This is a genomic window from Pseudidiomarina aestuarii (assembly GCF_048263735.1).
GTDB classification, from domain to species: domain Bacteria; phylum Pseudomonadota; class Gammaproteobacteria; order Enterobacterales; family Alteromonadaceae; genus Pseudidiomarina; species Pseudidiomarina aestuarii_B.
Genome location: NZ_JBLXDX010000004.1, coordinates 123,282 through 145,520, shown reverse-complemented (window position 1 = coordinate 145,520; position 22,239 = coordinate 123,282). Strand labels below are relative to the sequence as shown.

General features: G+C 49.5%; 23 protein-coding genes and 1 riboswitch. Of the genes, 3 read left to right on the top strand and 20 right to left on the bottom strand.

What is annotated here, in order from left to right:
* Positions 1–83: 83 nt before the first annotated feature.
* The 9 genes from ACN0S4_RS10330 to rho all read right to left on the bottom strand — a co-directional run bounded on the left by ACN0S4_RS10330 (position 84) and on the right by rho (position 10,984).
* Complete coding sequence (locus ACN0S4_RS10330) at positions 84–1,439, bottom strand: MFS transporter (RefSeq protein ID WP_417657595.1); 1,356 nt, start codon at positions 1,437–1,439, stop codon at positions 84–86.
* An 11-nt stretch (positions 1,440–1,450) separates the two neighbouring features.
* The gene (locus ACN0S4_RS10325) at positions 1,451–2,233 is read right to left on the bottom strand and encodes a phosphotransferase (protein ID WP_417657594.1); all 783 of its coding nucleotides are present in this window, start codon (positions 2,231–2,233) and stop codon (positions 1,451–1,453) included.
* 12 nt (positions 2,234–2,245) lie between these two features.
* A complete protein-coding gene (pnuC, locus tag ACN0S4_RS10320; protein WP_417657593.1) occupies positions 2,246–2,830 on the bottom strand; it encodes a nicotinamide riboside transporter PnuC in 585 nt (194 codons plus the stop codon).
* Positions 2,830–4,950: a TonB-dependent receptor gene (locus ACN0S4_RS10315; RefSeq protein ID WP_417657592.1), complete on the bottom strand. Its 2,121-nt coding sequence runs from the start codon at positions 4,948–4,950 to the stop codon at positions 2,830–2,832. The genes pnuC and ACN0S4_RS10315 overlap by 1 nt, the downstream gene beginning before the upstream one ends.
* 57 nt (positions 4,951–5,007) lie before the next feature.
* Positions 5,008–5,118, bottom strand: a riboswitch (TPP riboswitch).
* A gap of 42 nt (positions 5,119–5,160) precedes the next feature.
* Positions 5,161–5,859 (bottom strand): NAD(P)H-flavin reductase, encoded by a 699-nt coding sequence (gene fre / locus ACN0S4_RS10310; RefSeq protein WP_417657695.1) that lies wholly within the window; start codon positions 5,857–5,859, stop codon positions 5,161–5,163.
* Positions 5,859–7,346: a 4-hydroxy-3-polyprenylbenzoate decarboxylase gene (gene ubiD, locus ACN0S4_RS10305; protein WP_417657591.1), complete on the bottom strand. Its 1,488-nt coding sequence runs from the start codon at positions 7,344–7,346 to the stop codon at positions 5,859–5,861. Before ubiD ends, fre begins: the two co-directional genes overlap by 1 nt.
* 80 nt (positions 7,347–7,426) lie before the next feature.
* Positions 7,427–7,960: a DUF1566 domain-containing protein gene (locus ACN0S4_RS10300; RefSeq protein ID WP_417657590.1), complete on the bottom strand. Its 534-nt coding sequence runs from the start codon at positions 7,958–7,960 to the stop codon at positions 7,427–7,429.
* Between the two features lie 10 nt (positions 7,961–7,970).
* Positions 7,971–9,554 carry a Calx-beta domain-containing protein gene (locus ACN0S4_RS10295; protein ID WP_417657589.1) on the bottom strand — a complete coding sequence of 528 codons (1,584 nt, stop codon included), beginning with the start codon at positions 9,552–9,554 and terminating at the stop codon, positions 7,971–7,973.
* A gap of 164 nt (positions 9,555–9,718) precedes the next feature.
* Positions 9,719–10,984 (bottom strand): transcription termination factor Rho, encoded by a 1,266-nt coding sequence (gene rho, locus ACN0S4_RS10290; RefSeq protein ID WP_169931194.1) that lies wholly within the window; start codon positions 10,982–10,984, stop codon positions 9,719–9,721.
* Between the two features lie 42 nt (positions 10,985–11,026).
* Between rho and ACN0S4_RS10285 the strand changes: the two genes are divergently transcribed.
* The gene (locus ACN0S4_RS10285; protein ID WP_417657588.1) at positions 11,027–11,182 is read left to right on the top strand and encodes a TilS substrate C-terminal domain-containing protein; all 156 of its coding nucleotides are present in this window, start codon (positions 11,027–11,029) and stop codon (positions 11,180–11,182) included.
* Positions 11,183–11,200: 18 nt separating this feature from the next.
* Here the strand turns inward: ACN0S4_RS10285 and trxA are convergent, their stop codons facing one another.
* Positions 11,201–11,527 (bottom strand): thioredoxin TrxA, encoded by a 327-nt coding sequence (gene trxA, locus ACN0S4_RS10280; protein WP_169931193.1) that lies wholly within the window; start codon positions 11,525–11,527, stop codon positions 11,201–11,203.
* 90 nt (positions 11,528–11,617) lie between these two features.
* Between trxA and rhlB the strand changes: the two genes are divergently transcribed.
* Positions 11,618–12,907 carry an ATP-dependent RNA helicase RhlB gene (gene rhlB, locus ACN0S4_RS10275; protein WP_417657587.1) on the top strand — a complete coding sequence of 430 codons (1,290 nt, stop codon included), beginning with the start codon at positions 11,618–11,620 and terminating at the stop codon, positions 12,905–12,907.
* Entirely contained in the window at positions 12,908–13,819 is a 912-nt protein-coding gene (locus ACN0S4_RS10270; protein WP_417657586.1) for a Ppx/GppA family phosphatase, read from the top strand.
* Here ACN0S4_RS10270 and hemB read toward each other — a convergent pair.
* The 10 genes from hemB to ubiE form a co-directional block, all read right to left on the bottom strand.
* A complete protein-coding gene (gene hemB, locus ACN0S4_RS10265) occupies positions 13,802–14,782 on the bottom strand; it encodes a porphobilinogen synthase (protein ID WP_417657694.1) in 981 nt (326 codons plus the stop codon). The two genes, ACN0S4_RS10270 and hemB, sit on opposite strands and share 18 nt — an antisense overlap.
* Before the next feature lie 71 nt (positions 14,783–14,853).
* A complete protein-coding gene (locus ACN0S4_RS10260; RefSeq protein ID WP_417657585.1) occupies positions 14,854–16,647 on the bottom strand; it encodes a diguanylate cyclase in 1,794 nt (597 codons plus the stop codon).
* A 7-nt stretch (positions 16,648–16,654) separates the two neighbouring features.
* The gene (locus ACN0S4_RS10255) at positions 16,655–17,437 is read right to left on the bottom strand and encodes a TatD family hydrolase (RefSeq protein ID WP_417657584.1); all 783 of its coding nucleotides are present in this window, start codon (positions 17,435–17,437) and stop codon (positions 16,655–16,657) included.
* The gene (locus ACN0S4_RS10250) at positions 17,437–17,913 is read right to left on the bottom strand and encodes a hypothetical protein (RefSeq protein ID WP_417657583.1); all 477 of its coding nucleotides are present in this window, start codon (positions 17,911–17,913) and stop codon (positions 17,437–17,439) included. The genes ACN0S4_RS10255 and ACN0S4_RS10250 overlap by 1 nt, the downstream gene beginning before the upstream one ends.
* A 6-nt stretch (positions 17,914–17,919) precedes the next feature.
* Entirely contained in the window at positions 17,920–18,651 is a 732-nt protein-coding gene (tatC, locus tag ACN0S4_RS10245) for a twin-arginine translocase subunit TatC (protein ID WP_417657582.1), read from the bottom strand.
* Positions 18,644–18,958 (bottom strand): Sec-independent protein translocase protein TatB, encoded by a 315-nt coding sequence (gene tatB, locus ACN0S4_RS10240; RefSeq protein ID WP_417657581.1) that lies wholly within the window; start codon positions 18,956–18,958, stop codon positions 18,644–18,646. The genes tatC and tatB overlap by 8 nt, the downstream gene beginning before the upstream one ends.
* Positions 18,959–18,961: 3 nt before the next feature.
* Complete coding sequence (gene tatA / locus ACN0S4_RS10235; protein ID WP_417657580.1) at positions 18,962–19,150, bottom strand: twin-arginine translocase TatA/TatE family subunit; 189 nt, start codon at positions 19,148–19,150, stop codon at positions 18,962–18,964.
* Between the two features lie 33 nt (positions 19,151–19,183).
* Positions 19,184–20,830 (bottom strand): ubiquinone biosynthesis regulatory protein kinase UbiB, encoded by a 1,647-nt coding sequence (gene ubiB, locus ACN0S4_RS10230; RefSeq protein ID WP_417657579.1) that lies wholly within the window; start codon positions 20,828–20,830, stop codon positions 19,184–19,186.
* A gap of 3 nt (positions 20,831–20,833) precedes the next feature.
* Complete coding sequence (locus ACN0S4_RS10225) at positions 20,834–21,439, bottom strand: ubiquinone biosynthesis accessory factor UbiJ (RefSeq protein ID WP_417657578.1); 606 nt, start codon at positions 21,437–21,439, stop codon at positions 20,834–20,836.
* Positions 21,439–22,191 carry a bifunctional demethylmenaquinone methyltransferase/2-methoxy-6-polyprenyl-1,4-benzoquinol methylase UbiE gene (ubiE, locus tag ACN0S4_RS10220; RefSeq protein WP_417657577.1) on the bottom strand — a complete coding sequence of 251 codons (753 nt, stop codon included), beginning with the start codon at positions 22,189–22,191 and terminating at the stop codon, positions 21,439–21,441. Before ubiE ends, ACN0S4_RS10225 begins: the two co-directional genes overlap by 1 nt.
* Positions 22,192–22,239: the final 48 nt, after the last annotated feature.

Here is a 22,239-nt window from a genome sequence, read left to right as displayed (position 1 = left end):
GAATAGTTAATAGATAATAGTTACTAGCGAAAACCACCAGTTCACACTGGTGGTTTTTTGTTTGTCGATTCACGGTTACCTATTCACTGTTCACTGTCTTTTTGGGGGTTTGGAAGCGTTAGCGCTCGTAGTCCGGCGATCATTCCTAAAACAATCAATAAGCCCAACACCACACTGATGCCCGCAGCTGATTCCAGTGGGCCGAGCAGAATACCTAGTAATAATACTAAGCCGATCACCGTATTCGAAACCGCAGTGAATTGCGCTCGGTTGTCTTGAGTTGCCATGTCGACTAAATAGGTTTTTCGCCCCACGCGTGCTCCATGATGCGCTACCGCTGCGCTGAAGATGAGTAGCGCGCCGACCCATTGGAAGCTCAACCACTGATCCTCAAACTGGTACATGAGCAATGTTGCTAACATCACCAGACAAGACATCAATGCCGCAGCCGCCATGACGTGATGGCTCGCTCGGTCGGACCAACGTCCCCAAAAGCGTCCAGCGACTAATCCGGCAAGCCCACTCGCCAACATCATGCCGCCGAGGGACGTCAGAGAGCCATCACCGCTGCGCTGAATTACCACCACAATATAGGGAATGGCAAATGCTGATGAAACCAATAGCGCTCGAGTAAGAACAAACTGACCAAACTGACGATCCGTCCACAACAGTCGGAGTGAGCGCACTGCTTCGGTCAACGCATTCCCGCCGCCACTCGTTGCACCCGGCACTTCCGGAACTTGCGCATACACCAGTGCTGCAGAGGCCCAAAGTAGCGCGGCAAAACCAAGTAACCCAGCGAAGAGCCATGGACTCCCATCGGTCAGCCACTGTTCATCGAATACCTGCGGTGCAAATAGGATTACGCCTGCAGTGAGAACTGACAATAAACCGGCTGTGGAAGCCGCTAAACCGGACATCCTTCCGCGTCGGGTTTTGGAAATAGTCTTACCTTGCACGTCTTTAATCGCCACAGAGCAGACGCCCCGCGCGATACTAAAGACTGCCAGTAAAATAACTATTGCCCAGCCCAGAGTCTCGCCAGAGAGCGTCAAAACAGTCACGAGCATACCGATTAATGCCGCGGCTTGACCGAAACTTCCTGCTACCCAAAACCATTTGCGGATGGGCGTTTCACGCAGCTGCTGTGCGACAATCAATTGTGGGAGTAAAGCCAAAGATTCACGCAACGGCACTAAGGCCGCAATAAACGCCGCTGGAGCGCCTAAGCTCGACAATAGCCACGGCAAGACCAATCTGGCACTGACGAGGGAATCACCGAGTTTGGTGAGGGTTAGAGCAATGAGGTGAGCAACGAACGCTTGCGGCTGGTCGGCACAAGCACTGTCTGGAATGTCTTTACAGACTCGAGCATCTTCATCATCAGCAAGATAGCCATACATGCGTTCGACTAAGTCTTGGTCGTCCGTGTTGCTCATCCAGCCTCCGTTCAGCGCATTTGTTGCTGCAAATTATGATGCAGTTCGTACCATAGTTGACTGATCGTCTCGACTAGTCCCAACCAGTCCAGCACGATGTCGCGATTAATTTGTACACCAGCTTGGGCTTCATAAGCGTTCAAAAAGGCCATTTGTTGACGCGCATCAAACTGGTTCACTTGCATTGAGCTCGCTAAATCAAAGTTGCGATCACCCATGCCTGCATATTCCCAATCAATCACCAATGGTGGTTCGGACACAAACACATGATGGTAAGCCAAGTCATTGTGACAAAACGTCGGGTGCGCGCCAAAACCTTCAATCAGTTTTTTATAGGGCTGCAAGCGCTTTTGAAACTGCCGCGCGCGCTCCGCGTCAAACTTTGCTAAGCCATCACAATAATGCTTCAACCGCAGTCGGAGCGACCACACTGGCACTTCTATTTGTAAGCGATGAATATGCGCACTCACTTCAGCCAAATATTGAATCCGATCACTGACACCTAACTCGGAATGAGCCAAGTCCGCTGCGTCAATGAAAGGTTGCAACATAACGCCTTGTGCAAGATCAAAATAAATCACTTCAGGCGCTAAAGCATGCGCGGCGAGCTGACGCTGAACTTCGACCTCTTGCGCGCGATCAAGACCATAAGGGTGGTCGTAACGAAAGTGTTTGAGGACATAACTACCGCTGGTGGTATTGATGCGATACACATCATTCGCAACACCGCGCAACAGGGGCGCAGTGCTGATCACACCATGTATGGGTAAACTAGTAAGCCATTGCTGCTGCATAAACTGCCATTGTTATTTACGTGCTTCGCGCTGCCATTGCCACATCGCGTAGAAAACTAATCCTACATAAATGACATGGAGCAGCGCCGTTGCGACAAATCCTTGTAAAATAAACAAGTAAACATACGCACAATCAATCACCAGCCAATAATACCAAGTTGCGAATTTTTTGCGCGCCAGCAACCAAGTTGCGACAACGCTAAAAACCGCCAGATAGGTATCCAGCCAGACTGCCTCTGCATCAGTGTACCTAAGCAACAGCATTGCGACCAGCGCGGCGACTACCGACCATAGTAGAATAAGCTTGATGTGTCCGCGCCAACCCAGTTCAATCATTGCTACTGAGGCAGGAGCTGGTGACCGTCGCCATTGCCAATAACCATAACCAGCCATGCCAATGTAAACAACGTTGAGCGCCGCATACATATACAGTTGAGCGTGATACATGAGAATCATATAAATGGTGCAGCTAATAGCAGCGGCCGGCCAACACCAAAGCGACTGATGCGCAGCCAAAACTAAATACGTCACCGCTAAGACCACCGCGAGTAACTCCCACGGTGAACTTAGTGCCAGTTGTTCAAGTAGCCACTGCATTAGAATGCGTATCTTGCAGTAAACCCAATGCGGCGCGGCTCGCCGAACTGCTCGTATGTGCGAGCGGCGTATTCAATTCTCGGATCGTTCCCAAAGAAAAAGCCTCGTATGCCATAGGTCTCATCGGTCAGATTACGCGCCCAGGCACTCAAATTCCAGCCGCCCACTCGCCAATCGATCCGAGCATGCAGCAACTCAACTGCCTCAGCGCGACTGAAGTGTGAATCTGAGTAGTAGTAGCCGTCTTTAGCATCGACTTGGACGACTGCCGTCACCGCATCAGAAATGTCGTATCTCAAACCGACATTCGCTTGGTAGTTCGGCGCATGAGCTTGATCACGACCAGTCATGTCAATGCCGTCTTCGGTAACAAATCCATCAATCTCAGTATCCAACCAAGCCAGCGTTGCAAACCAATTAGCAGCTTCGGTCCATTGATAATCCCACTCAACTTCAACACCGGACACACTGCCGCTGGCAGCATTTTGTAGGTAGCCCACGAACGATTGGTCGCGATTGATCCAACCTTTCAGTTGTACGTCATCTCGTGCTTGAACGAACAGCGCTGAACGAAGTGCCATCGCCCCATCTGCTGATGCCCACTTATGGCCTAGCTCTAAACTAGTGAGTAACTCTGGCGCAAAGGTTGATCGTGCCTGCAGAAACTCTCGCAGCTCAGTGAGGCTGGGATCTTGTGCTTTCCCCAAAGCCTCACCATTGACGCCACCAGGCTTATAACCACGAGCCACTGTGGCGTAGTAAAGATGGCCTGCCTGCCCTTGATAACTCAAACTCAGACGCCCCCCCCACATAGTGGCATTGGGCTCTTCAATCACACCATTGCTGTCGGTGTACGGATTGTCATAGCGTTCACCGCGTAACCCTGTGGTCAAAGTCCAATCACGGTTCAAATAACTGGAAAGCTCGCCGTATACAGCCAAATGGCGATTATCGTAATCGCTGAGGAATCGGTCTGGGCTCCCCAAGTCAAAGTTGAAAAAATCACGCTGTAAGCGTTCGTCACGTTGGTAACGATATAGGCCAACAACCCAGTCATGCTCTGCGCCTAACATCTGAACAGGTTGGGTACTAAGCCCACGAAGCTCCAGTGTATGATCTTGCCGATCACGCTGATAACTATCAAAAGAAGAGTACTCCCAGCCCGGCGCAATGCCCACGAAACTCCAGTCCTCGTCGTAAGAATAGGTGCTTTCTGCATCCAGGTATGAATACGACACCAACCACTCACTCGACTCAAAGCCAGTGTAGGTGAGTGCCGTTCGGGCGGCGAAACTACTTAAGTCATCTTCACCCGGCTCATCCGACAAGGTTTGGCGAGTATTATCGAGCGAAAAAGCGTCATAACCATTGTCTTGTGACAGCGCGTGCACGGTCGTTTGCAAATCCCAGTTTTCTGCGAGATCACTAAACACGTTCAGGCGTGCCATTCGCTCCGAGCGACTCTGCGTGTCGTCACGTTGTAAGTAGACGTTTTCGGTAAAGCCATCCGAGCGCTGCTGGTAGACACTAAATCGTGCAGTACCAAGCGCACCTAGTTCACCACCAAGGGCTAAACCGCCCTGTCGCTCGCCATAATTACCGATGCCTAAGTGCCAGAGACCACTGAACTCGGCTTGTGCGCGCGTGCTTTCGAGGACAATCATGCCAGCTAGGCCATCCGCGCCAAAACGGCCACTTTGTGGACCGCGGTACACTTCTACCTGACTGATATCAAACAGCTGTGCCGCTTGCCCAAGTCCGCTGTAGTTAATACCGTCAATGAGCAAACCCACAGATGGATTGATTGGATCAACAAACTGACTGCGCTCACCTATACCACGAATTTGAATAAATCGAGCACGTGAACTGCCGCCGGAAAAATTCACATTCGGCAGTTTATTCAAAACGTCTTCGAGGTGAGAGGCGCCGCGTTCAGCAAACTCGGCATTAACGATAGCCGTGACGCTAGTAGGCGTTTCATCGATGGTGGTGGCGCGATACTCTCCAGTAATCGTGATGCGCTCAAGAATGTCAGTCGGCTCTGTTTGTGCTTGCACAGCAGTCGCCGAGAAAGCACTGGCCAGCGCTAACGCTAAGGTCGAAAATTTCAATTGAGACATGGATTATTTCCTTGTTACTGCAAAGAGAAACAATCCGGTTGGGCAGGTATTACAATGGAGTTTGAAAGCTACCATCCCTACGCCAGTATTAACCGGATCAGGTGCAAAGGGTTCGCATTTTGCATCTCAGCCCGTGCGCATAGCGCTTGGGCACCCCTTGGTAATGCCGCAGCAGTATAACAAAGCCCTGCTGCTGATAAAATAGACGAATTAAATAAAGGCTAGCGCATCGCCATACAATTGATTCAATGGCAGCCCGTTGGCGTGGAAGTCATCACGAATCACACGAACCATTTCAAACCGACCGGCAACGTAAACATCGGCTTCGCTCAAATCACTTTGTTCAGCGAGAACCGCATGATGCACAAGTCCAACCGCACCTTTCCACTCACCATTGACGTTTTCGACGACGGGCCGATACGAAAAATGCTCATATCGCTCAGCCAGTTCGAGTAACTGCTGATGGAAATACAAATCAGCGCGTTCACGGCCACCCCAATACAAAGTGATTGGACGTCTGGAACCGGACTGCAGATGTGATTGCAGTATCGACCAGGTATAGGAAAAGCCTGTACCGCCAGCCACGAGGATTAGCGGCCGATCATTGTTGGCTTGATAGAATGCGTTGCCTAATGGTGCTTCTACGGTAATCGTCGTTTGCGTTTGTAGTCGTTCCATCACTTCAGTCGCATAACGGTTGTCCGGATGCGCACCAATATGTAACTCGAACAATTCAGGATTGCTCGGGCAAGACGCAATCGAAAATGGGCGTTTGTCGCGTTCACCCATCACCACCTGCAGATACTGACCGGCTTCAAATTTCACTGCTTGTGGTGGCTCTAAAAGTACCCGATACACCATGGGTGTGAGCGCATCGATACTGACAATACTGCAAGTCAGTGTTTGCATCATGATGATTTTCCTTGCACTGGCAAAATGTCTAGCTCGTCCCAAAGTTCATCGACTCGGGTTTTAACTGCTGGATCCATAACTATAGGTACACCCCATTCGCGGTCGGTTTCACCGGGCCATTTGTTGGTGGCATCCATACCCATCTTCGAACCTAATCCGGACACTGGCGACGCGAAATCGAGATAATCAATCGGCGTGTTCTCAATCAATACCGTATCACGCGCTGGGTCCATGCGCGTAGTCATGGCCCAAATGACATCTTTCCAGTCGCGAGCGTTCACATCGTCATCACACACAATCACGAATTTGGTGTACATGAATTGACGCAAGAAACTCCACACGCCCATCATGACGCGCTTCGCATGACCCGCATATTGTTTCTTCATGGTGACTACGGCAACGCGATACGAACAGCCTTCCGGCGGCAAATAAAAATCTACGATCTCTGGGAACTGCTTTTGTAAGATCGGCACAAACACTTCATTCAGTGCCACACCCAGAATCGCTGGCTCATCGGGTGGACGACCGGTGTAGGTGCTGTGGTAAATCGGTTTTTGGCGCTGAGTGATGTGCGTCACCGTGAAAACTGGGAAGGAGTCCACTTCATTGTAGTAACCCGTGTGGTCACCGTATGGGCCTTCTGGCGCCGTCTCATCCGGTGCAATATAACCTTCGAGAATTATTTCGGCATGCGCTGGCACTTGTAAATCAGAGCTTAAGCACTTCACTACTTCGGTTTTTCCGTCGCGCAGTAGCCCAGCAAACGCATACTCGGACAAGCTATCTGGTACCGGCGTCACCGCACCAAGAATGGTAGCAGGGTCGGCACCTAGTGCCACAGCCACAGGGAAGTTTTTGCCCGGGTTCTGCCGCTTGAACTCTTGGAAATCGAGTGCACCACCGCGATGGGATAGCCAACGCATAATGAGCTTGTTCTTACCAATGACCTGCTGGCGATAAATGCCTAAGTTTTGACGTTCTTTGTGTGGCCCGCGTGATACCGTCAGCCCCCACGTAATGAGAGGCGCAACATCACCTGGCCAACAATGCTGGATGGGTAATTTCGTCAAATCGACATCATCACCGCTATAAACGACTTCCTGACAGGGTGCTTTTTTGAGCTGTTTCGGTGCCATGCTCAGCACTTTTTTGTACACCGGCAGCAGGTTTAAGGCATCGCGAAAACCTTTCGGTGGTTGCGGCTCTTTAAGAAAGGCAAGGAGCTGTCCAACCTCACGTAACGCAGCGACCGACTCCTGCCCCATGCCTAATGCAACACGCTCAGGCGTTCCAAACAGGTTGGCGAGAACTGGGATACTATGGCCTTTTACATTCTCGAATAGGAGCGCTGGACCACCCGCTTTGAGCGTGCGATCAGCTATTTCTGTCATTTCTAGGTAGGGGTCGATTTCGTGCTGAATACGCTTCAGTTCACCCCGTTTTTCGAGTAACGCAATAAAGTCGCGCAGATCTTGATATTTCACGCAGTCTCTCGTGTATTAAACAGCTGAAAACTGCGCGCAGTATACCTACTTTTACGGTGAATTTCAGCGCTGCTGAAAGTTTAGTCAGCTTCGCGAACAAGTCTCACGTAACGTTGAATTTCCGGTTTATCGTTGAATTCAGTGCCATCGTAAAAGTCGATGTAGCGACCGAGTACAACAGTGTCGACATCTGCTGAGTCCGGCGTATGCGTCCAAAACGGTGCGCTGGGTGTTTGTGGAAACAGCTCCGGTCGAATAGCTGGATCAACGCAGGCATATTCGACAATGGTTGCGAGCTCTTTCACGTTGGGTAATCGCCAGTCAGTATGACCCGCTAGATCAAAGTCATCTTGCGCCTGTAGTGCTTCGCTCCAACTGCTCACCTGAGTTGCTGCTCCAACACAAGCGTTAGTGCTGGTATCAAAGGTTTGGCCATAGATACAGACAGCCCAGGTCAGGCCCGTTTTCATATCCAACAAGGTACCGTCGCGATTGTCGTAGAATTGTTCCACTTGGGTGCTGGCACGAATCGTATCGTAAAAACAGGCTGCCGATGCTGACGTAGCAGAGAGTAACGCGAGAGCTACAGCGCTGGTCTTAAGAATGCGTTGCATACTAATCTCCTTATTCCTGATACGCGACAGGGTTGCGGGCCGCACGGATACTGTTGTAGTCATTCTTGTTGCACAGCATACGACGGGCAGTTTGTACTTCGAGACACCACGCTGAGCTGTTTGGATCAGCTGCTGGTGTTGAACTCATTAAACGCACCGTGCCATCGCCATTCGGAGTCATCATCGCAACGTCAGGGAAGAACAAATTATCTTGTGATTGATCGGCCTGATATATCGCAATACTTTGCAACTCATTAATAGTTGGAAGTCGCCAGTCATCAAAACCACAATAACCGTCAACATTCAGATAATTTAAATAATTCTGACTTGAACAACCCAAGGTCTGAACAACAGGATCTACTGCTGGAAGGATACACTCGCTGTTTTCATAGTAAATTGGCTCTATGTCGTCAGGAACTCCGGGGAAACCACTTTCAGGCGTAAAAGTTCCTCGATTTCCAGCATTATTCGTGTCGTCGTCATTGAACCATTTGTAACGGTATGTTGGATTAAAAATCAGATTATTCAATGCATCACCCTCAGCCCACACCGCATAGACAGTGCCTGACAAGTTGTCTCGAACACATGAAAAGCTGGTGGCATTTTGTGGAAGAGCGTTGCCCGAACTATCGAGCTTGGTCAAATTCAAGTTGCCGGCGCCATCTGCATTGTTGTCAACGGCAGCGGTTGTGTCGCGACCATAATCAGCATCTTGGTTTGGGTGTTCTGCATCAGGTGTCGCGGCACTAAAGTCACCACTGTTGTAGTACTCGACTGCGCCGGTGTCAGCTAAAATCGCATCGCCGCGAATCACAATCGTTTGAGTACTGAGATCCGGGGTAGTATCGGCCTCACGTACGTTAGCAAACGCCAGTATCACACTCTCACCGCCTTCCTTAACGTCATCGGCAATCAACGTTAATGAAATTTGTTGCTCTAGTGCGCCTGCGGGAATGGTAAATGAGGTCTCCTCGAGGGAGTAATCGACTCCAGCTGTAGCGGTACCGCTCACATCCAAATCAAAGGTAACGTCACTCTCAGTACCATTCGACAAGGTCACAGTTAAACCCAACGTACCTGCTTGTTCAGTCGTCTCGAAAATGGATTGTTCGAAGGCGAGTACCGGACGCGGGTCATCATTCACTATGGTCACTTGCACTCGCGTCGTACCTAAGGTCAGCCCTTGGGCATTGCTAAAGTCGACAAAGAAGTCGCGATCGTCGTTGAAGACGGCATTAGAAATAATTGGGATGGTAATGGTTTGACTCGATTGGCCTGCGGTAAATGTCACCGTACCACTGGTGTCTTCGTAATCTATTCCAGCAAGGCCGCTGGCATCAGCAGTTGCATAGTCAAAGGACACCGAAGCGTTTGCGGTCGTAGATAGACTAACCGTAATAGCAGCTTCAATGACTTGATTTGGATTACCTTCATTGACAGTCACATTACTTGCCGTCGCAGTGGGTGGTGTAGAGCCTGAACCGCCGCCATCACCTCCAGTGTCGCCGCCGCCAGTATTGCGTTCGCCACTGCCACATGCAGCCAGCGTGAACGCCAAGCTAAGAATCGCTAAGTAACGTAGACCAGCAGTCATATGCTTATTTCCCTGTGCTACAAACTAATAAATTAATAACAAGTATTAATGATAGTTGACGTAAGACGCAAGGGAAATTAGCGGATATCGCACAAGGAAAGGAAGATTGGAGAGGAAAAGGAGCATCGACGCTGTCAATGCTCCCTGTTAATGCGAACTATCGATTAGCTCTTCTGACGCTTCATCGCCTCAAAGAATTCATCATTCGTTTTCGTCATTTGCAGCTTATCGATCAAGAATTCCATCGCTTCGGTTTCACCCATTGGATGAACAATCTTCCGTAGAATCCACATCTTCTGGAGTTCTTCTTGGGTAGTCAGTAATTCTTCCCGACGCGTACCCGAGCGATTAAAGTCGATAGCTGGGAAAACTCGCTTCTCAGCAATCTTACGATTCAAGTGCAACTCCATGTTGCCTGTTCCCTTGAATTCTTCGTAAATCACTTCATCCATTTTCGAACCAGTGTCGATCAATGCAGTAGCAATAATCGTCAAACTGCCACCTTCTTCGACATTTCGTGCTGCACCAAAGAAACGCTTCGGTTTATGCAACGCGTTGGCATCAACACCACCAGTTAAAACCTTGCCTGAGCTTGGAATTACGGTGTTGTAAGCACGCGCTAAACGCGTGATGGAGTCCAATAAGATGACCACGTCTTTCTTATGTTCGACCAAGCGTTTTGCTTTATCGATAACCATTTCTGCCACTTGCACGTGACGGCTGGCTGGCTCGTCAAAGGTCGAGGCAATAACTTCACCTTTTACCAACCGGTGCATTTCAGTTACTTCTTCTGGACGCTCATCAATCAGCAGGACCATCAGTACGCAATCTGGATGATTGGCAGCAATCGATTGTGCAATATTCTGCAGCAATAAGGTTTTACCTGCTTTGGGTGGCGCAACAATCAAGCCACGTTGGCCTTTCCCAATAGGTGATGCTAAGTCGAGGACTCGAGCCGTAATGTCCTCAGTTGAACCATTCCCACGCTCCATCCGCAGACGCTCGTCGGCGTGCAAAGGAGTCAGGTTTTCAAAGAGAATTTTATTACGGGAGTTTTCAGGCTTGTCGAAGTTTACTTCGCGAATTTTAAGCAGGGCAAAATAACGCTCACCCTCTTTTGGCGGTCGGATTTTACCCGACACCGTGTCACCCGTACGCAAATTGAAGCGACGAATCTGACTCGGAGATACGTAGATATCGTCTGGACCAGCCAAGTACGATGAATCTGCTGAGCGCAAGAAGCCAAAGCCATCTTGCAAGATTTCAAGCACGCCATCGCCGTAAATGTCTTCACCGCTTTTTGCATGTGCTTTCAGGATCGCAAAGATAATATCTTGTTTGCGCATACGAGCCATCGATTCGAGGCCCATTTCGTCAGCTAGTTTTACAAGCTCATTGACTGGTTTATTTTTTAATTCAGTTAGATTCATATGGAGGGTACGGACTTATCTGTGGCCAAAAGAAATTAGGGTTTGATTTCGTTAAACGCTAGGAGTCTACTGCACGGTCGCCAAAAGGCTGACAACCTGAAGAAAAGATTTAATGAAAGAAAAGTACCACCGAAACACAGAAACGTCCAGTTTTTCAGCAAAAAAGGTTGTTTTGCCGCAACAAAACAACCTTTTTAAACAAACTGGCCGTTAATCTTAGATGTTCTGGTCGAGGAACTCAGCCAACTGCGCTTTTGACAACGCACCGACTTTGGTTCCAGCAACTTCACCGTTTTTAAACAGCAGGAGCGTCGGAATTCCACGAATACCATACTTAGGTGGTGTTTGGTTATTGTGGTCTACGTTCAGCTTACCCACTGTGATTTTATCGGCATACTGAGTCGCGATGTCATCGAGGATTGGTGCAATCATTTTACATGGTCCACACCACTCGGCCCAAAAGTCGACCAATACCGGTTTGTCTGAATTGAGAACATCGTTCTCAAAACTGTCATCACTTAGCTGAACAATTTTGTCACTCATGATAATCTCCGCTGCTGTAATTCGCGTGAAATAATAGATACGCTATTATTTCTGTTTTTGAATGTTAGCGCAAACTGATATGCTTACGCCATGAGTAAAACACACTTAACAGAGACACGCTTTGCTGATCTCGACCTGCATCCGCAGGTACTAAGCGCATTGCAAAACGCCGGCTTCGAAAACTGTACGCCTATTCAGGCTCTCAGTTTGCCTGTTGCCCTGACTGGAAAAGACGTTGCTGGTCAAGCACAGACGGGAACCGGGAAAACCCTGGCCTTCCTCGTCGCTACTTTTACCACCCTATTAAATAAACCTCGCGAGGGTGACAAACGTTATCCACGTGCAATCATCATGGCACCTACGCGTGAACTTGCCATTCAGATCGCCAACGATGCTGAATTATTGGCTAGTCACTGCGATATGCGCCTCGGCATCATTTATGGGGGCGAGGGTTACGAAAGTCAACGCCAAGCCCTAGAAGAAGGTGTCGATATTTTAATTGGCACCACAGGCCGACTCATCGACTATTGCAAACAAGGTATCTATGACCTTGATAAAATTGATGTTGTCGTACTCGATGAAGCCGACCGGATGTTTGACCTTGGGTTTATTAAAGACATTCGCTACATGTTTAATCGTATGCCGAAGCCTAAAGATCGGCAGAGTTTATTGTTCTCGGCGACGTTGTCGCAACGGGTGCAAGAACTGGCTTACGATCACATGAATTCGCCGACCAAAATTGAAGTCGAGCCGTTACAAAAAACGGGCGAACGTATCAGCGAAGAACTCTTTTATCCGTCGAAGCAAGACAAAATGAAGTTATTGCTGACATTGATTGAAGAAGATTGGCCAGAAAAAGCGATTGTCTTTGCCAACACCAAACATGTCTGCGACAAGCTCTTCCAATGGCTGGAAGCCGATGGACACCGAGTCGGATTATTGACAGGTGATGTACCGCAGCGGAAACGACTGAAAATTCTCGACCAGTTCACCGAGGGTGAGTTGGACTTTTTAGTCGCCACCGATGTCGCCGCACGCGGCCTGCATATTCCAGAAGTCAGTCACGTCTATAACTACGACTTGCCAGATGATTGCGAAGACTATGTGCATCGTATTGGTCGAACTGGACGCGCTGGAGCGAGTGGTAAAGCCATCGCATTAGCTTGTGAGGAGTACGTTTATAACTTGCCAGCTATCGAGGACTACATTGGTCACAGCATTCCCGTCACCAAGTATGCTCCGGAAGCCTTGTTAACGGATATCAAAACACCTCGACCGACAGCTCGACGCCGCACCCGCGGTGGCAAGCCTAGCGGCAACCGTGGCGGACAACGCGGTGGTCAGCGTGGCGGGCAACGCAGCGGTGGCGGAAACCGCTAGATGCAGAGGACGCCAAGGCTGGCTGCCATTGACTTGGGCTCGAATAGTTTTCATTTGATTCTAGCCCAAGCAACTCCTCAAAAGGGCTATCAAGTCTTAACTCGGCAACGACAAAAGGTTCGCCTTGCCGATGGCCTCCGTGAGGATGGAACGCTCGACGAAGCGGCCATCCATCGCGGTATTGCTTGTTTAGCAAGCTTCACTGAACTCCTTCGTGATATCCCCGACCAAGCGGTCAAATGTGTCGCTACTGCAACGTTACGCAAAGCCTCAAATCGTGATGACGTGTTACGACAGTTTGAAGCGACCTTAGGTCATTCTATTGAAATCATTTCCGGCGAACGCGAAGCAGAACTCATTTATCGAGGCGCTACGCAAAGCCGGGCCCAGCCCAATGCGCAGATGCTCGTCCTTGATATTGGTGGCGCCAGCACTGAAGTGATTGTGGGTACTGGCACGCAACCGCACCGGTTGAAAAGCTTAGATATGGGCTGTGTGGTTTGGCAAAATCGCTTTTTTGGCGACGGTACCATTACCGCGGCAGCTCTCGATGCCGCGCAAGCAGCGGCGGCTCAAGAATTAGCTCCCGAACTCGACGCCTTTCTGCAACATTCCTGGCACCATGTGTGCGGCGCCTCGGGAACGTTTCGTGCATTACACGATATTCTGCATTCGCAACAGCAGTCGCTCATCCAGGGCGACTGGCTGCAACAAGTACGCAGCGCCTGTATTCAAGCAGGACATTGTCGTAAACTCGGCAACGTTGGCGTTCGCCGTGATCGGCAAGCCGTGTTTATGGGTGGATTCTCGATTTTATTGGCATTAGCGGATGGCTTGCGGTTGGAACATATAGAACTCGCGCAAGGGGCCTTACGCGAGGGTTTAATGACTCAATTACTGACCCGACTGTAACCGTTCAGCCGCATACTTCGCAAAGTAGGTGAGGATGCCGTCCGCACCTGCGCGTTTAAATCCTAACAGCGATTCCATGATGACATCCTCAGTCAACCAACCATTCGCAATAGCAGCCTGCATCATGGCGTATTCACCACTGACCTGATAGGCAAACGTAGGAACCTGAAACTCATCTTTCACCCGGCGAACGATATCTAGATACGGCATTCCTGGCTTCACCATCACCATATCAGCGCCCTCTTCAATATCCAGAGCAACCTCATGAATGGCTTCATTGCTGTTCGCAGGATCCATTTGGTAGGTTTTCTTATTGCCGCCTTTCAAATTTCCGGCTGAACCGACCGCATCGCGGAATGGTCCGTAGAATGCCGAGGCATATTTGGCTGAGTACGCCATGATTTGCACATTGTGGAAACCATTCGCTTCCAATGCCTCGCGGATAGCCCCAATACGTCCGTCCATCATGTCGGACGGTGCGACCACATCAGCACCCGCACGAGCATGAGATAAAGCCTGTTTCACCAACGCATCAATCGTGACGTCATTCAGCACATAGCCATCGTCGTCAATAATGCCGTCTTGACCATGACTGGTGAACGGATCGAGCGCAACGTCAGTAATCACACCAAGCTCAGGCACTGCCTCTTTGATAGCTCGCACCGCACTTTGCGCCAAGCCTTCATCATCCCATGCAGCCTCCGCAGCGAGTGATTTCGCAGCCGCTGGCGTCACTGGAAACAGTGCTACCGCAGGAATACCTAAAGCATGAATGGTTTTACACTCAGCCACGAGCAAATCAATCGATAAGCGCTCTACACCAGGCATCGACACGACAGCTTCGCGCTGCTGCGTGCCGGGCAATACAAACACTGGATAGATTAGGTCGGCCGCTGTTAACTGATTTTCGGCAACTAAGCGACGGCTAAAATCATGACGACGCAAGCGACGTAATCGCCGCATAGGGAAATAGCTCACGTGGAACGCCTCGTTATTTAGTTCAAACTGAAAATATGCTGTTAATAGTACAACATTCAGCGTGAATTGGCTTGCTCGGGTTGGTGAATTTGGGTGGTCACTTTGACGATATCTCGGCCCGAATTCTTCGCTCGATAGAGGGCATCATCGGCAGCAGCGAGCAGTTGCGTAGGCTCTTCGTACATGTCCGGTTTAGCGATGGCAACGCCAATACTGATGGTGATCTTCATCTCGCCTTGATCGGTTTTGAAGACATGGTCGCGTACGGCTTGACCAATTTTGACGGCAATTTCACGCGCACCATGCTCGTCCGTATCTGGCAATAGAATGACAAATTCCTCGCCTCCATACCGGTACACAGTGTCGGTTGCACGTTGCAATTGAGCAACCAGAACCCGCGCCAATTCGACCAGCACTTGGTCACCGCAAAGGTGACCGAAACTGTCATTCAGTGGCTTGAAATGATCGATATCGAGCATCATCAAGGTCAAATCTCGACCGGTGCGCTTGGCACGGCCAAATTCTCGTTTAAATTCTTGATTCAAGAAACGCCGGTTATAGAGTCCGGTCAAACCATCTTCATTGCTCTTTTGCTCGAGTTCTTTATTGGCAGATTGGAGGCGTCCCATTACTTGCTCAAGCTCTTCGGTACGTTGCGCGACCATAGACTCTAACTGCGTGTTTAGTTTTTCTTGCAACGCCAGCTGTTCCACTCGGCTTTCGTTGAAACGCAAAGCCAACACCCAGCTCAGTAGCAATACTTCAAACGCTGAGGCCGCCATAATGGCGTAACGTTGCACAAACACCGACTCAAAGAGGCCTAAATAGCCCAAGGCATTGATGGTGATGGCAAACAACAAGCTACCTAGCGCTAGGGTATAAATACGAGCGTAGGTGAGCCCTCTAGTCCACAATGAAATACCGGTTGCTAACAAGTAAATACAACTGGTGACTGCGAGTCCGAGAACGTAAGGGATCAATGTCGCGTAAGGCAGAAATATACTCAGTACAAACGTAATCGAGTAGATACCAATGAAGAGCTGTAATCCGCGATGCAGTCGTGGACTGCGCTGAGCAGTCTGCAACACACCAGCGGTGACCAAACTGGCAAAAATGAAGACCACACTACCTATCATCGTTACGATACGGTCTTGCAACCAAATCCAGTTGGGCCACAAATACTGATAACCGGTGCCATCGAGTCCCGCCATCAATAAGCCAATACTCAACGTATAGGCCGAGTAATTCAGGAAGCTGAACTCACGGGTGACCAAATAATTAAAGAAGTTATAAACCACCATGCAGAGCAACAAGCCGAAATAGAGTCCTGTTGCTGCCACTTGGTATTGTTGTGCCTGCATAAATTCGGCTGGTTGCCAAATTTCTAACGGAAACCGTAACGAACTCTCGGTACGAACTCGCAGATAGATGGTTTGCTCCGCTCGGGATGCCATGGGTATCACGAAGTTTTTGTTCAAGATAGGGCGCTGCGCGAAGGGCAAATTATCACCCACCAGCAATTGATCAATAATGGCGCCATTCTGGACAAAATAAATATCGACGGAATCAAGAAGTGGATAACCAAGGTACAGAATTCGATCAGAGCGACTGGCTGCCACGTCGACCTTGAACCAATAAGCCTGGGGGGTATAACCAAAGGAGACGGCTTCACCTTGCGGAATTTGCTGCCAAGAGGAACGCTCACTCGCCAACAACTGAGCAAACGAAGTCGTTGCCGTTTCTGGTTGGTAATAAATTAGCGGCTCTTCTACCGCCGCCTTGGCGGCAGGAGCAAGTCCAAGTAGACACACCAGACCTAACAAGGCCCAGAGTGCTCGAATGGCTGTCATGCTATCCCTATTTTTGAAAAAAGTTTTGGCTATTTTGCCAAGTTTGCGCAGCGAACTCGCTCACTTCCTGTTGTCTCAACTGCGCAACAAACTCACCTATATGCGGCAGATATTCTGACGCATTATAGGCTGGTCGCGGTCGCAATGTACGCGGTAACAAAAATGGCGCATCGGTCTCAATCATTATCTTATCGGCCGGAATCTGCAAAACTGAATGTTGCAAATCGCGCCCACGCCGTTCATCACAAACCCAACCTGTAATGCCTATATAACAACCAAGTTTCACGTAACTGGCAAGTGCTTTTTCGTCACCCGTAAAACAATGCGTTAAGAATCTAGGAATTCGCTGTTGAAATTCACTGAGGAGCTCAACTTGAGGTTCGTGCGCATCGCGTTCATGCAGATACACTGGCATTCGTAATTCCGCAGCCAATTCGAGTTGCGCACGAAAAACGCTCAGTTGAATGTCCGGCGGCGAATAATTCCGATTAAAATCGAGTCCACACTCACCGATAGCGCGGGCAGCCGGATGCTGCGCAAGCTCGCGGAGTTGGGCAATATAATCGTGGGGAGCGGTTGCTGCATCATGGGGATGTACACCAACCGTGGCAAGGAGTTGTTCGGGATACCGATCACACAGGGCGAGTGCTTCGCGACTATGTTGCACGTCGGTCCCAATCACTAAAATTTGTTCGACACCGGCTTGCAGCGCTGCTGCAATGTAATCTTCGAGCTGATGAACGAGTTTGCCGTTCGTCAGATTAGCACCGCTGTCGAACCAACGCATCATTAGTCAGCGCGTTGAACACGAATACGTTTGTTGATGTCGGTACGCCCTAAATAAAAGCTATTCAAAACACCGCGCTCAATAAAATATTCAGCATCATTCGGTAATTGATAGGACGTGCTGTCCATTTGCTTCCACTTTTGCCCATTGGTCAACACAATCACCCAGCGGCCATAGGGATCTTGAGACTTCTCCGCAATAGACACATACATCATGTCATCAACGACGCGATTCTCTTCTTTATACTCTTTACCGAAACGATCTTCAGGCGTTCGTGTAGCAGTTTGCTGCTCGGTTGCACTGACCTGGTCTCCAGCTGCCAGCTTGTCGAAACAAACAAGACGCTGAAGTGGGTTTTCGATTTGCGCGCACACAGCTAACTGTTCAGAACTCACGCTTTGCGCTTGCGCTGCAACAGTGAAGCAAGCTGCCACAGCAGTACTGCCAATTACGCTGCTGAGTGATACACGTTTTACCATGATGTCTTAATCCTGTTCTGCATTTGGTTGTGGACGCTGATATAGACCAGCGATCACGACTCCAAGTTCAAAAAGCAACCACATTGGAATCGCTAAAAGTGTTTGGGAGATTACATCAGGGGGTGTTAAGAACATCCCCACAACAAATGCTCCGACAATGACATAAGGACGCTTTTGACGCAACGCCTGAACACTAGTTACCCCACTCCAACAGAGCAAAATAATGGCAACAGGTGTCTCAAAAGCAATACCAAACGCTAAGAAAATAGCGAGCACGAAATCTAAATAACGTGCGATATCGGTGGCTACTTGCACGCCTTCAGGCGCAGCGCCAGCCAAAAAATTTAGGGCCAACGGCAGCACGATAAAGTAGGCGAAGGCAATGCCAGCGTAAAACAGCAGCGTACTACTGAGCATCAACGGCAACACTAAGCGTTTTTCGCGACGATACAATCCCGGTGCAATAAACGCCCATACTTGCCACAACAACAGTGGCGCCGATAAAACAATCGCAGCCACTAAAGCGAGTTTAAAGGGCGTGAAAAAGGGCGTTGCGACGTCGGTTGCGATCATACTCGAACCTTGCGGCAAACTCGCCAACATGGGTGCAGCAACGGCCGAATATAAATCGTTGGCAAATGCTGCCAACGCCAGAAAAACGACGAGGACAATTAGGACACCGCGCAAGAGTCGCTTACGGAGTTCCAACAAATGGTCGAGGAGTGGTGAATTACTCATCGGCATCTGGTTTCTTAGCATAGGGACGTTGCACTTGCGATGCGGCCTGCTGCAATTCGGCTATCGAGCGTTGTAATTCAGGTGATAATTTTTCGAGGTCACCTTGCTCAGCTTGTTTCAGGTGATCATGAAGTTCTTTGATTCTCAATTCATGATTGAGCTCAGCTTGCACGCGGGTACTATAAGACCGCACGCCAGAGACGGCACGCTGCATAGCACGCAATGCATGGGGAAGGCGTTCCGGGCCCAACACGATGAGCCCGATGACCGCAATGAGGATCAGCTCCCAGAAGCCGATATCAAACATTGCTTAATTATCCTTGCGGTCTTCCGGAAGTTCTTTCTTTGCGCTTTGGTCTATCTCATCGTCAGTTGACGATTTCTTGAAACCTTTTACCGCGGAGCCAAGATCACTGCCGATGTTGCGCAAACGTTTGGTGCCAAAAATCAGCACGATAATGACCAAAACGATCAGTAATTGCCAAATACTAGGTGCCATAACTTGTTCTCAATTCGGTTTATATGTTGCTGGTTAACGGGAACGTCGCCCGCGCTGCCAGCCGAGTATACCACTGAATACTAGCGCAAGTGCACTGCATCCTGTTAACCAAGGACTCTGCTCGGTTGCGTAAAATAGACTCGTGCTAACAATCAATGCGGCGGTAATGGCACCGTACCATACCCGCTGGGCAAAACGTTGCTGATGGGCCTGAAACTCAGCTAATGCAGAACGTTGCCACTGTTGCTGCTCACGCTGCGTGCGCAAATAGTCGTACAACAGCGTCGGCATTTCTGGTAATTTCTCGGCCCAGAATGGCGCGTTTTCTTTGACCGAACGCAACACGGCACGCCAACCTAACTGTTCTTTCATCCAGCGCTCGAGGAATGGCTTGGCGGTTTTCCATAAATCCAATTGTGGATACAAAGTACGCCCTAAGCCTTCAACATACAGCAAGGTTTTTTGCAGCAGCACTAACTGCGGCTGCACTTCCATCTCAAAGCGGCGCGCCGTATTGAATAGGTTCACCAGCACATGACCGAATGAGATATCTGCCAGCGGCTTATTGAAAATCGGTTCGCAAACCGTGCGTATCGCCGATTCAAACTCTTCAATATTAATGTGCGCTGGGACCCAGCCAGAATCAACATGCAGCTCCGCCACTTTGCGGTAGTCACGATTGAAAAATGCGAGAAAGTTTTCTGCCAAATAGCGCTTATCTTCGCGATTCAATGTACCCACAATACCGAAGTCGATACCGAGATATTTCGGGTCATCTGGATTCTCACGACTGACAAAGATATTGCCGGGGTGCATGTCGGCATGAAAGAAGCTGTCTCGGAACACTTGTGTGAAGAATACTTCAACTCCTCGCTCAGCAAGCAATTGCATATTTACACCAAGTGCATGCAAGGTCTCAACATCGCTCACTGGAATACCGTCGATACGCTCCATTACCATGACCGATAAACGCGAGTAATCGCTATATACCGTTGGAATATAAAGCAGGTCCGAATCTTCGAAGTTGCGGCGCAGTTGCATTGCGTTGGCGGCTTCGCGCAGTAGATCGAGCTCGTCGAGAAGTGTTTTGCGATATTCCTTCACCACTTCACGTGGCTTGAGTCGGCGCCCATCAGGTAAATGTTTGGCTAACACTGACGCCAACGTATCCATGAGTTTTAAATCAGCATCAATCGCTTTGCGAATATCAGGCCGGATAACTTTGATGACAATGTCTTGCCCAGCATCGGGCCCATGTTTCAAAGTTGCCGTGTGTACTTGAGCAATCGATGCCGAAGCCAGCGGCGTGACCACAAAGTTATCAAACTCATCGTGGATGGATTGAATATCCAGTGCACGTTCAATCAACGCTTGGGCCTGCTCACCAGGGAAAGGTTTTACTTTATCTTGCAGCTTCGCCAACTCATTGGCGATTTCAGGATCAAGCAAGTCACGGCGGGTCGACAACATTTGGCCAAACTTAATCCAAACCGGTCCCAATGACTCCAATGCGAGACGTAATCGCACGCCAGCTGACTTGTCACGGTGCCGATTCGGCATCCAGAACAACAAATAACGCAAAACGCGGATCGACCAAGGGAGCCACTTCGCAGGAATCAGTTGGTCTAAACCATAACTTAAAAAGGTTTTGGTAATGAGATACAACCGTTGAATTCGCATTGCCTAACCCCATTGTAACTGTTTAAGTGAGCGTTCCAGCCGGTCCAGTTGCGCACGCAACTGCTGGACATCCGCACGAAACATCTCAAATTCGGTGCGACTCGGTGCTAACTGCTTTTCTTCAATAATAGCGTCGCGTACCCACTGCTTTTGATCGGCGTGGAACTGCTGTAACCAGCTCTCACTGCGCTGCCAAAATTGCAGCAGCATTTGCGCAGGTACATCGCCAATGCGTTGTGAGAGTACTTCCGGCCAATCTACATCTAATTCTGTCACAGCTTTGCTCAGCGCTTGCGCGAGCATGGGGTCGCCCTCGATATCCAGAGCATCGGCCTTAATCAACCGCGTAATGTTGGCGCTATCACGCAATTCGGGAAGCACAGCCAGACGCGTGACGATATGACACTCGACTGGATCCGAATCGACCCAACTTAAATTAAAACCATCGCTGGTTACGGTGACCGTGAGTGGTGCACCAAATTCTTTCAAGGTTACCCGCAGGCGTTTGCCCACCAATGGCGCAAGCCGGCTTGGTGTAGCAGCATCCAATTGCAGAATATGATTGAGCAGAGCTTCAGCAGCGCTAGTGGGTAACACGGTCCACAACATTAGAATTTGAATCCTCGGTGCAAGGCAACAATGCCGCCCGTCAAGTTGGTATAAGTCACGTTCTCATAGCCCGCGGTTTCCATCATCCCCTTCAATGTTTCTTGATCAGGATGCATGCGTATGGACTCAGCTAGATACTGATAGCTTTCAGCATCGCCAGCAATCACTTGACCCATTTTGGGGAGGATATTGAAGGAGTAGAAATCATACATCTGTGACAGCATCGGCGGTTCTGGCTTGGAAAACTCTAGCACCAACAAACGACCGCCTGGCTTCAATACGCGATGCATGGATTCCAGCGCCTTTTGCTTATCAGTGACATTCCGCAGACCAAAGGCAATGGTAATAATGTCGAAGGTATCATCTTCAAACGGAAGCTCTTCGGCGTTGGCTTGCTGGTAACTCACGTTACTAACAATGCCCAAATTACGCAGTTTATCTTTCCCAACTTCGAGCATGGCTTCATTGATGTCTGCCAACACGACTTCGCCCGTGGGGCCTACGCGGCGAGAAAATTGCGCGGTTAAATCACCGGTACCACCAGCCAAATCGAGTACCTTCATGCCGCTGCGAACACCACTACAATCAATGGTATAGCGCTTCCACAACCGATGAATACCAAATGACATGACATCATTCATCACGTCATATTTTTTCGCCACCGAATTGAATACGTTGGCGACTAAGCCTTGTTTGGCCTCTTTGTCGACCTGCTGGTAACCGAAATCGATGGTGTCTTTGGACTTGCTCATACGGATGCCTTCATCTTTACTGCGTCGAGAATTGCTTGCTAGTGTACT